This window comes from Marinobacterium lutimaris, assembly GCF_900108065.1.
In the GTDB taxonomy this organism is placed as follows: domain Bacteria; phylum Pseudomonadota; class Gammaproteobacteria; order Pseudomonadales; family Balneatricaceae; genus Marinobacterium_D; species Marinobacterium_D lutimaris.
The window spans coordinates 2,285,446-2,293,788 of record NZ_FNVQ01000001.1 but is presented as its reverse complement, the minus strand read 5'-3'; the positions used below and the strand labels follow the sequence as shown (position 1 = coordinate 2,293,788).

Here is an 8,343-nt window from a genome sequence, read left to right as displayed (position 1 = left end):
GCCAGGCGGTCGGAGTTCTGCTGCACGTTGAGCTGATCGCCCTGGTAACTCAGGCTGCCATCGCCGGCGGAGATCTGCCCGCCCTGGGGCAGCTCAGCCCAGGCGCTGGAGGCGCCAAGCAGCAGGGTCAGCGGCAGCAGGCGGCGCACGCTGCCGGCCTTGCCCTTGCCGCGGGCGGTTTCCGGTGCCACGCACCAGGCGTTGAGGGTGGCGTTCCAGACCAGGCGGAACACACGGTTGAGTTGGGCATGGTTGTACATCATCAGCTCCCTTGACGCGGATCAGGCGCGAATCGTCTAAACAAGGCGGCCGAAGAGACCGCGCAGCATCAGGGCAGGCTAAGGGTGTTTAGGTAACAGATGAGACACATCTTTAAAAAAATGACGCGAAAGTCAGGCTTTTTTTCGGAGCCTGGAGGTCGCCCGGCCGCTGATCAACATCCGCCGCCGGGTCATCTGAATGGAACTGGTGTTTCAACTAGCGGGCAGTAGCCTCTGCTGTGGGAAAGTTCTCGGCATAGAGTGCTTCCAGTGTGCCGATCTCTGACTCCAGCTTTAGCTGCTTGCGGGCGTGCTCAAGCGCCAGCGTTGCGTGGCGTTTCGCGGCATCGCTCATGGCCTGATCGCCCAGGGAGGCGAGGGAGTAGAGCGCTTTCTGGTGACGCATGGCGACCGTGACGGAGTAGGCGCCGTCACGGGCCAGGGAGTTGAAAGCATCGTCGAACATCTCATCGATGGAGAGGCCGGGGATCGACAGGCGGTCGTATTCTACCTTGGGGCTACCGTCTTCATCTTTTGTCCGTTGATAGTGGGCAAACAGTCGCAGAAACACCGAGAGGATATCGATGGCGGTGCCCTCGTCATTCACCGCCGGCGACAGGGCGCGGCTGGCGATCTGCGACAGCACGATCAGGCCAAAACGCGGGTCCGATTCAAAGGTGCGCTGGCGGTTGATAACAAAGGCGGAGTCCACCCGTTTCTGCAGTGTGTCCCGGTTCTCGTCGCAATGACCGGAGATGAATACTAGCGGTCTGTCCGGCGTGCTCAATGAGCCCGGCAACATATCGATACTGATTCGTAGATCCAGCTCTTCCGCCAGGCACTGGAGTTTGGTGAAGTCGATATGCTGCACGTAACCCACGCGGTTGGAGTAGACCGCTTCGCCTTTGTCCTCTGGGCGAGTGATGCTTTTGCGGCAGAAATAGATATGCCGTTTCATGGCGGTTTCGGTGGCGTTTTCCACTTTCTCCACGGTGTTGCCGAGCCTGCCGAGACGAGCGATCCGGTCGACCCAGCGCACGAAACCAAGAATCACCAGGCCAAACACAAACAGCGTCAGCAGAAACAGAACGAAGCGCCCGCTCTGGGTATAAAAGTCGTTCAGCAGCGCCACCAAAGCCACGATGCTGAAGATAAACGCACCGATAAAGGTGGAGAGGGCGTTCTGTGATACGTCATCGCTCACCACCAGCGCAAAAGAGCGCGGCGTGGCGCCGTTACTGGCCGAGGCATAGGCAGAGATCATGGAGCCCACCGCAAACACGGAAATGGCGAGCATGCTGCTGGCGATGGTGGTCAGCAATTTTTCAATCGATTCGGCGCTGACATCGGGCAGCGAGTGGATGAACTCAATCTGCTCCGCCAGATTGGCGATAAAGGCTGCGGCTATGGACAGCAGGCAGCTGATCAATGGCCGGAACCAGAGCGCCTCCCTGAGTCGGGCGATATAGTAACGGGTGGCCGAAATGCCGGTCCAGGTGGCTGCCGATCCCTGTTTCATACTGGCTGATCATCCTCTGCTGATGGGCTTGTTCTATCATGCCCGTTCTTTAGAGTGTGGCCAAATTGAGGAAGGGCGCAACGAATCGTATTCCGTGTTGCTCTTTCCCTGCCTGTTCGGAGTGGGTGGCGGCAAGTAGTTGGATTGTCGATAAGGTATGTGGGGGCACCGATTTGTCCCCTTTGGCGCAGCCGAGCATCACAGGCTGAAAGAGAAAAAGGGAAGGGCTGTTTGAGCAGCAATGCTGCGAGTTTCCCTTCCCGCTCTTTCAGACGAGAAGCACAGGGAAGTCGGCGCAGCCGACCAAGCCTTAGGGGCGGTTTGGGATTGCGAAGGGACTTGTCCGCACAAGTCCCTTGGCTCGCCAGCAGGCGAAACCTGCATTCCAAAAGTACGCAGATGCCAGGTCGCTGCATCTGTGCATCTAGTATGCGGGCTGCTTAGCCCGCCCCATACCGAACCTCTGGCAGCCAGAGCACCAGATCCTCCCACCAGAACACCATCAATACCGCGGTGAGCTGGATCAGGATGAACGGGATCACGCCCTTGTAGATATCCATGGTGGTGATCTCCGGCGGGGCGACACCCTTGAGGTAGAACAGCGAGAAGCCTACCGGTGGTGTCAGGAACGAGGTCTGCAGCGCCAGGGCAAAGAGCACCACGAACCAGGTCAGATCGAAGCCGAGCCCTGCGACTACCGGGCCGACCAGAGGCAGCAGGATCAGGCTGATCTCCAGCCAGTCGAGGAAGAAGCCGGCGATAAAGGCGATCAGCAGGATAACGGCGACAATACCGCCCGGTGACAGCGGAATCGAGTTCAGCAGGCTGGCGATAAACTCATCGCCGCCCAGTGAGCGCATCACCACGGCGAAGGCGGTGGCGCCAAGGAAGATGCCGAACACGAACGCCGTGGTGAGGCTGGTTTTGATGCTCACATCCTTGAGCACCGCCATGCTCAGGTTGCCGTTCATCCACGCCAGCAGCGTAGCGCCCAGGGCGCCGACACCGGCGGCTTCCGTGGGTGTGGCGATGCCGAAGAAGATCGAGCCGAGCACCGCGAGGATCAGGCCCAGGGAGGGGACCACCGCCTTCAGGGTGTCGATGATCATCTTCGCGTTGACCGGCGGCAGATCCTCGTTGGCGCTGGTGATCGATGGCATCAGGAAGGAGATCACCACCACATAGACCATGTACATCACGCCGAGCATCACGCCGGGGATCAGCGCGCCCATGAACAGGTCACCGACGGCCAGGGACAGCTGGTCCGCCATGATGATCAGCATGATGCTGGGCGGAATCAGTATCCCCAGGGTGCCGGATGAGGCGACGATGCCGCAGGCGAACGCCTTGGAGTATTTCTGCTGCAGCATCACCGGCAGCGACAGCATCGCCAGCAGCACCACCGAGGCACCCACGATACCGGTGGATGCAGCCAGCAGAATGCCGATCAGCACCACGGCAACGCCAAGCCCGCCGCGGAAGCGACCAAACAGGTTGACGAAGTTGCGCATCAGCTTTTCCGCCACGCCGGAGCGGTCCAGCATCAGCCCCATGAATATGAACATGGGCAAGGCCACCAGCACCCAGTTCGACATCTGCGCGTAAACACGCTGTACCATGACGCCGAAGATGCGCCAGTCGGTGAGAAAGTAGGTATCCACGTCGAAGTATTCGTAGGCGATGATCGAGCCGACGCTGAACACCACGGATACGCCAGCCAGAATCCAGGCCACGGGGTAACCGCTGAAAATCAACAGGATGAACGTGACCAGCATGCCGATCACGATCAGTTCATTGGTAGCAAACACTCAGTTCTCCTCGTGGCAGCCGGTTATTTATTGTTATCGCCGCGGGGCTTGGGCCAGCCGCAGAGGAAAGACAGGACTCTGAAGAAGCGACCCACAGCGGCCAGAATCATCAGCGAGAAGGCGAACAGGATCACCGACTTGATCAGCCAGCGCATCGGCAGTCCGCCCGGTGCGGCCGAGACCTCCCCGATCTGCCAGGCGCGTGCAACGAACGGCCAGGCGTAATAGAGGATGAAGGCGCAGAACGGGATGAAGAAAACGGCAATGCCGAACAGTTCGATAACGGCGCGCTTGCGCGGGCCGAGCAGCTCGGCGGCCACATCCACGCGGACGTGATCGTCTTGGGTAAAACAGTAGGAGAGCGCTACCATGAAGCCGATGGCGAACAGGTGCCACTGCAGCTCTTCCAGGGCGACAAAGTTGGTGCCCAGGATGTAGCGCATGATCACGTTGCCGACGATCAGCAGCATCAGGATTACCCAGATGCCCGCGGTGTAACGGCCAAAGAAGCCGACAATTCCTTCCAACAGATCGGAGATCGCAGTGCGGGGATAAGAGAGCGCCACCCCATGGGGGACGCTCTCCTCGATGCGATCCAGATCCACGTCATATTCAGCCATAGCGAATATCCGTTAATCCGGTGGGTTTTATTTACTCTTCCATGCCGAAGTCACGCGGCAGGTAGCCGTATTTCTTCCAGACGCCATGTTCCTTCTGGAACGCTTTCATGGAGGAGTACACCTTGCCGAACATCTCGTCAGACTCGGAACGGCGCGCCATGACACGATCGGTGGCTTCCTTGAAGGCGTTGAGAATCTCCGGGCTGTACTGGTGCAGCTCTACGCCCTGGTCCTCAAATTTCTTCAGTACCGCGCCCTGCAGCGCTTCCGCCTTGGCCAGAGCCATGGTGTTGCCCGCCTTGCAGGTGTTCTCGATCAGCGCCTGGGTCTGCTTGTTGAGGCCGTTCCACTGATCCAGGTTGATGTAGAGATACTGGTTGGTGGAGGGCTGGTGCCAGCCCGGCAGGTAGTAGTGCTTGGCCACCTGGTAGAAACCAAGCTGTTCGTCCACCACCGGCAGGGAGAACTCGGTGGCATCAAGCACGCCGGTTTCCAGCGCCTGGTAGAGCTCACCGCCCGGCAGCAGGGTGACCGACATGCCGAACTCGGACATGATCTCACCGCCAACGCCGGCGGCGCGGAATTTCAGGCCCTTGAACTTATCCAGGCTGTCCATCTCTTCGCGGAACCAGCCGGCGGCTTCCGGTGAGATGGTGCCGCACAGAATCGGGTAGACGTTATAGGGCTGGAACACCTCTTTCAGCAGTTCGTCACCGCCCTCGTGATACATCCAGGCGAGAAACTCCTGAGACTCCAGGCCGAAAGGCGTAGCGCCGAACAGGGCTGCAGCCGGAACCTGACCCCACTCGTAACCCATCCAGGAGTAACCGGCCGGAATATTGCCGTTACTGACGTTCTCAAATACGCCGAGGGCCGGAATCAGCTTGCCCGGTTCGAAGGTCTGCAGGGTGACACGGCCGTCCGACATCTCCTTGAGCATCTCGGAGACCGCCGGCATGGTGTCGCCAAGGGCGATCAGGGTGGAGGGGAAGCCCATCGGCACCTGCCAGCGGATCTTGTCGAACTCAGCCATGGCGGCGCCGGAAGCGGCGATTGAAAGTCCCAGTACGCTTGCCTGTAGTGTCTTTTTCATCTGTTTTAACCCTTTTATTGTTATCGCGTGGTTTTCAGTTGATTGAACGTTACTGCGGTTGATTGACCCGCGTTCCCGCCGGCCTTTTTCAAATCCTGTTGCCTCGCATCAATGCGCGGTCCAGCCACCGTCGATCGGCATGGCGGTGCCGGTGATCGCCCGTGCGGCATCCGAACAGAGGAACAGGGCCAGCTCACCGATCTCGCTGGGCGCCACAAACTCGGGGTAGGGCGCCTTGGCGTTGATCAGACCGCGCTTGGCCTCTTCAAAGCTGGTGTTGTTCTCTTTGGCAAAGTTGTTGAGCTGATCCACCAGCAGCGGGGTATCGGCCCAGCCGGGGCAGATGCAGTTGGCGGTGATGCCCTTGTCGGCGGTTTCCATGGCGGTGACGCGGGTGAACCCCACCAGGCCGTGTTTAGCGGCGCAGTAAGCGGCTTTGTTCGGTGAGGCCACCAGACCGTGAACCGAGGAGATGTTGATGATGCGACCCCAGCCCTGTTCCAGCATGCCGGGCAGCGCCAGGCGGGTGATGTGGAAGGCGGCGCTGAGGTTGATGGCGATGATCTGGTCCCATTTATGCGGCGGGAACTCCTGCACCGGTGCAGTGAACTGGATACCGGCGTTGTTGACGATCACCGTGGGTTTACCCACCTCGACGCTGACCTGTTCCATCAGCCGCTCGATCGCCAGCGGCTCGCTGATATCGCACTGAAAGTAGTGCGGGCGGTGGCCGAATTCGTTATCGAAACGCTCTGCGATCGCTTCGCCCTGGTCCACCGGCTCCAGCCCGTGCAGGATCACTTCGATACCGTGCAGGGCGAACACCTCGGCAATCGCCAGTCCGATACCGCTGGTGGAGCCGGTGATCAGTGCCAGTTTGCGCACACTCATTGTTAACACCTCTTATTGTTATCGTTGTCAGGCCTGCAGCTCGGGCAGGTCTTTATAAAGTTCCAGCGCTTCCGGGTTGGCCAGGGCGTCCTTGTTCTTGACGGTCTGGCCCATCACCACCTGGCGCACGGCCAGCTCGACGATCTTGCCGCTGATGGTGCGCGGAATATCGGTCACCTGGATGATCACCGCCGGTACATGGCGCGGCGTGGTGTTGGCGCGGATGGTGGTTTTAATGAGCTTTGTCAGCTCGTCATCCAGGTTGACGCCCTCGCGCAGGCGCACGAACAGCACCACGCGTACATCGTCCTGCCAGGGCTGACCGATGCAGAGGCTTTCCAGCACCTCTTCCACTTTTTCCACCTGGCGGTAGATCTCGGCGGTGCCGATGCGCACGCCACCGGGGTTGAGCACCGCATCCGAACGGCCGTGAATGATCACGCCGCCATGGGCAGTGATCTCGCCGTAATCGCCGTGGGCCCAGATGTTGTCGAATTGCGCGAAGTAGGCATCGTGAAAGCGCTGGCCGTCCGCATCGTTCCAGAACCTGATCGGCATGCTGGGGAAGGGTTTAGTGCAGACCAGCTCGCCCTTCTCCTCACGCAGGGGGCGGCCCTCGTCATCGAAAATGTCCACCGCCATGCCAAGCCCGCGGCACTGCAGCTCGCCGGCCCAGACCGGCAGAATCGGGCAGCCCAGGGCGAAGCAGGAGACGATATCAGTGCCGCCGGAGATGGATGACAGCTGCAGATCGGTTTTGATATCGCGGTAGACGTATTCAAAGCTCTCATGGGAGAGCGGCGAGCCGGTGGAGAGGATCGCCTTCAGCGCGCCCAGCTCATGGCTTTTGCTCGGTTTGACCCCGGCCTTTTCCAGGGCGGCCAGGTATTTCGCGCTGGTGCCGAAGACGCTGATCTGTTCCTGCTCCGCCATATCCCAGAGCACGGCGGGCTTCGGCGCAAAGGGGGAGCCGTCGAACAGCACCAGGGTGCAGCCGGTGGCGAGGCCGGAGACCATCCAGTTCCACATCATCCAGCCGCAGGTGGTGTAGTAGAAGAAGCGGTCGTCGCGGTCGATATCGGTGTGCAGCACCAGCTCTTTCAGGTGCTGGATCAGCGTGCCGCCAGCGCTGTGAACAATGCACTTGGGCACACCGGTGGTGCCGGAGGAATACATCACATAAAGCGGATGGTCGAACGGCAGCTGGGTGAACTCGATCTCGCTGGCGCTGCTGTCGGCATAGTCATTGAGCAGGGCTGCACCGGGCAGTGCGGACAGGTCTGGTGTGTCTGAGATAAACGGGATCACGATGATCTGTTCGATGGAGCCGATCTCTCTGGCGATACCAGCGACCTTCTCCAGCGAGTCCAGCTGCTTGCCGTTGTAGATGTAGCCATCGGTGGTGAACAGCACTTTCGGCTGTACCTGGCCGAAGCGGTCGACGACGCCGTTGATGCCGAAGTCCGGTGAACAGGAGCTCCAGGTGCCGCCCAGCGAGGTGGTGGCGAGCATGGCGATAATGGTTTCCGCCACGTTGGGCATAAAGCCTGCGCAGATATCGCCGGGCTGAACTCCCTGGCGTCTCAGGCTGGCGGCCAGTGCGGCGACGCGGGCATAGAGCTCGGCGTGGCTCAGCTCGGTACGGCGGCCATCTTCACCGCAGAAGACGATAGCGGGGCGATCATCGCGCCAGCGCAGCAGATTTTCGGCAAAGTTGAGGCGCGCCTCGGGAAACCAGCGTGCGCCCGGCATCTGGTTGCCATCGGCCAGCACGCGTTCGCCCTGATGGCTGGCGACAATCCCGGTGTAGCTCCAGACATGACTCCAGAACTTTTCGCTGTGATCGACGCTCCACTGCCAGAGCCGCTCATAGCTGTCGATAGAGAGAGTTTCTGCGTGATTGACGCTCTGGATGAAATCCCAGAGGCGGGTTGAAGCGACGCGTGTATCCGAAGGCGTCCAGAGAGGCTGTTCCATATTGATCCCGTAATTATTTTTGTGGGTGATCAGTTGGTTTCAGGTATAGCGTAATTTTGTACAGAGTACTGCAGGAGGTTTGCCAATTTTTTTAACTATTTGTTTTTAAATGTAAAAAATATTTTTTGCCGGTTAATGTCGAAAAGTTGTGTTTATTTTTCTGGACACCCTGTCT

Annotated in this window: 7 protein-coding genes; all 7 read right to left on the bottom strand. The window is 59.5% G+C overall.

Going from position 1 to position 8,343, the window contains the following annotated elements; translation table 11 throughout:
• The coding region (locus C4S72_RS10710; RefSeq protein WP_160115497.1) for an ESPR domain-containing protein at positions 1-260 on the bottom strand (260 nt) is incomplete at its 3' end.
• Between the two features lie 217 nt (positions 261-477).
• Positions 478-1,779 (bottom strand): DUF2254 domain-containing protein, encoded by a 1,302-nt coding sequence (locus C4S72_RS10705; RefSeq protein WP_104002981.1) that lies wholly within the window; start codon positions 1,777-1,779, stop codon positions 478-480.
• 440 nt (positions 1,780-2,219) lie between these two features.
• The gene (locus tag C4S72_RS10700) at positions 2,220-3,587 is read right to left on the bottom strand and encodes a TRAP transporter large permease (RefSeq protein ID WP_104002980.1); all 1,368 of its coding nucleotides are present in this window, start codon (positions 3,585-3,587) and stop codon (positions 2,220-2,222) included.
• Between the two features lie 23 nt (positions 3,588-3,610).
• Positions 3,611-4,207, bottom strand: coding sequence for a TRAP transporter small permease subunit (locus C4S72_RS10695; protein ID WP_104002979.1), 597 nt, complete (start codon positions 4,205-4,207; stop codon positions 3,611-3,613).
• A 31-nt stretch (positions 4,208-4,238) separates the two neighbouring features.
• On the bottom strand, positions 4,239-5,300 hold the full coding sequence (locus C4S72_RS10690) for a TRAP transporter substrate-binding protein (RefSeq protein ID WP_104002978.1): 1,062 nt from the start codon (positions 5,298-5,300) through the stop codon (positions 4,239-4,241).
• A gap of 108 nt (positions 5,301-5,408) precedes the next feature.
• Complete coding sequence (locus C4S72_RS10685) at positions 5,409-6,191, bottom strand: 3-hydroxybutyrate dehydrogenase (protein ID WP_104002977.1); 783 nt, start codon at positions 6,189-6,191, stop codon at positions 5,409-5,411.
• Positions 6,192-6,218: 27 nt separating this feature from the next.
• On the bottom strand, positions 6,219-8,168 hold the full coding sequence (locus C4S72_RS10680; protein WP_104002976.1) for an acetoacetate--CoA ligase: 1,950 nt from the start codon (positions 8,166-8,168) through the stop codon (positions 6,219-6,221).
• Positions 8,169-8,343: the final 175 nt, after the last annotated feature.

Excerpts from the sequence above, each read along its gene's own strand:
- C4S72_RS10685 (WP_104002977.1), bottom strand. The coding sequence starts at position 6,191 with ATGAGTGTGCGCAAACTGGCACTGATCACCGGCTCCACCAGCGGTATC.
- C4S72_RS10690 (WP_104002978.1), bottom strand. The coding sequence starts at position 5,300 with ATGAAAAAGACACTACAGGCAAGCGTACTGGGACTTTCAATCGCCGCT.
- C4S72_RS10695 (WP_104002979.1), bottom strand. The coding sequence starts at position 4,207 with ATGGCTGAATATGACGTGGATCTGGATCGCATCGAGGAGAGCGTCCCC.
- C4S72_RS10680 (WP_104002976.1), bottom strand. The coding sequence starts at position 8,168 with ATGGAACAGCCTCTCTGGACGCCTTCGGATACACGCGTCGCTTCAACC.
- C4S72_RS10705 (WP_104002981.1), bottom strand. The coding sequence starts at position 1,779 with ATGAAACAGGGATCGGCAGCCACCTGGACCGGCATTTCGGCCACCCGT.